A 2267-nucleotide genomic window follows, 5' to 3' on the forward strand; every position below is an offset into this window, starting at 1 on the left:
AAGCCCGATCGTTCAGTTTATCTCTTTATGACATGCTGCCCCGTATCAAATTAACCGACTTACTTATGGATGTGGCCAACTGGACTGGATTTGATGAAATGTTTGTTCATGCTTCTACTGGCCGTCCACCTAAAGCCGAAGAAAGAACAATTATAATGGCCACTCTCATGGCAATGGGGACGAACATAGGGCTGACAAAAATGGCTGAGGCTACTCCAGGTATTTCATATCATCAAATGGCAAACGTAGCTCAATGGAGAATGTATGAAGATGCCATGAATCGGGCACAGGCCACTCTGGTAAACTTTCATCACAAGTTGGCATTAGCTTCTTATTGGGGAGACGGCAGCACATCTTCATCAGATGGCATGCGTGTTCAGGTAGGTGTTTCGACACTACATGCTGATGCGAACCCACATTATGGCTCAGGAAAAGGAACAACAATTTATCGATTCGTCAGCGATCAATTTTCATCATTCTATACGAAAGTAATCAATACGAACGCTCGTGACGCGGTGCATGTCATCGATGGCCTTTTGCATCATGAATCTGAGCTGTCTATTGAAGAACATTATACGGATACGGCCGGCTACACTGATCAAATCTTTGGTTTAAGTCATTTGCTCGGATTCCGGTTTGCTCCACGGCTTCGGGATTTGTCTGATTCCAGGTTATATTCTTTTGATAAGGCAGGCGAGTTTCCAAAGATAGAAAACCTACTACGCGGTCGGATCAATACAAAGATTATTCAGGAGAACTATGATGATGTTTTACGCCTGGCGCATTCTATTCGAGAAGGAAAAGTTTCTGGATCTCTTATCATGGGTAAACTCGGTTCTTATGCAAGACAAAATAGTTTAGCTACAGCTCTACGGGAAATGGGACGGATCGAGAAGACGATCTTTATTCTGGATTACATCTCTAGCGAATCGATGCGACGTCGCATACAGCGTGGTCTAAATAAAGGCGAGGCAATGAATGCTCTTGCCAGAGCACTCTTTTTTGGAAAACGTGGAGAATTACGTGAGCGTGCCTTACAAGATCAACTCCAGCGTGCCAGCGCATTGAATATTCTCATCAATGCAATTAGTGTCTGGAATACAGTTTATCTTACACAAGCGACGAAACTCCTGAAGCAAAAGGGATCGCTTCAGGAAAATCTGTTAAACCACATTTCGCCGTTGGGATGGGAACATATCAACTTTCTTGGTGAGTACACATTCGATCAGAAGCGAAATGCCAGCTTAAACTCATTGTTACCACTTATTCAAGGAAAAATCGAAGCCGGTAATCCTTAGCGTACAGGATACCGGCGTTTTTTCTGTCAACCAGGTCTTAGCGTACAAAATCCGCATATTGTTGGCGGTACCCCGTTCAGCAACAACAAGGATATGTTGTTCATTCCTTGGGTGTAAAAAATTATAATTTATTACTCACAGTAATTATTATTCGGCTGCCATAGCATCAGCTTTAGTTACATGTACAGTACCATGTGGATGGTGTGGAGGTGCATATATCGAATAAAGTTTTAGCGGGATATTGCCTGTATTAGTTACATTGTGCCATGTTCCAGCGGGTACCACAATGGCAAAGTCATCAGAGACTTTTCTTACAAAGCTTAAATTATTTTTACTCTTGCCCATTTGAACAATCCCTTGACCTTGTTCAATACGAAGGAATTGGTCAACGTTAGGGTGAATTTCCAACCCGATATCTTCGCCAACGTTAATACTCATCAATGTAACTTGCAAATGATTTCCTGTCCATAAAGCGGTACGATACGTACTGTTTTGCTTCGAAGCCTGATTGATATTAACTACAAACGGTTCAGGTCCATAATCTTTCAACTGAAAAACCAATCGATTATCATGCCATGTATCAGGAGGCATAGTCCTGTAAACATTCTGTCCTCCATAGTTATACATTGGTACATTTACATGATATGGATATGGATATGGATACATATAAGGAACATTGTACATTTTTTTCATTCCCTTCGCGCATTTTTCAAATTATCTTATGAAATATACTTAGGGAATGTACCTAGATTCAGCATTATATAGAAAGCTATCGGAAGGGTGCTGTTGAAGGGTTCTGCCCGTTAGCTTTGCTCGCGATCAGACTACAACTTTATTTTCACGGTCTAACACTTTATTTTTCAGTCTAACACTTTATTTTCAATGAACAGTAGGAGGGGTACCGTCAGCAAAACGCGGATTTACAACGCTAAGGAGTTTTGAAGCACAAAAAAGCCGGTTTTCACCACG

Annotated in this window: 2 protein-coding genes; one reads left to right on the forward strand and one right to left on the reverse strand. The window is 41.5% G+C overall.

Annotated features, from left to right (window positions below):
* A partial coding sequence (locus JZI27_RS24760; protein ID WP_280209823.1) for a Tn3 family transposase occupies positions 1-1298 on the forward strand: 1298 nt, incomplete at its 5' end.
* A gap of 147 nt (positions 1299-1445) precedes the next feature.
* On the opposite strand, the gene JZI27_RS24765 is transcribed toward JZI27_RS24760, so the two are convergent.
* A complete protein-coding gene (locus tag JZI27_RS24765) occupies positions 1446-1982 on the reverse strand; it encodes a cupin domain-containing protein (RefSeq protein WP_007780203.1) in 537 nt (178 codons plus the stop codon).
* Between the last annotated feature and the right edge of the window lie 285 nt (positions 1983-2267).

The sequence above is a fragment of the Brevibacillus sp. AY1 genome (genome assembly GCF_029870785.1).
GTDB classification, from domain to species: Bacteria; Bacillota; Bacilli; order Brevibacillales; family Brevibacillaceae; genus Brevibacillus; species Brevibacillus invocatus.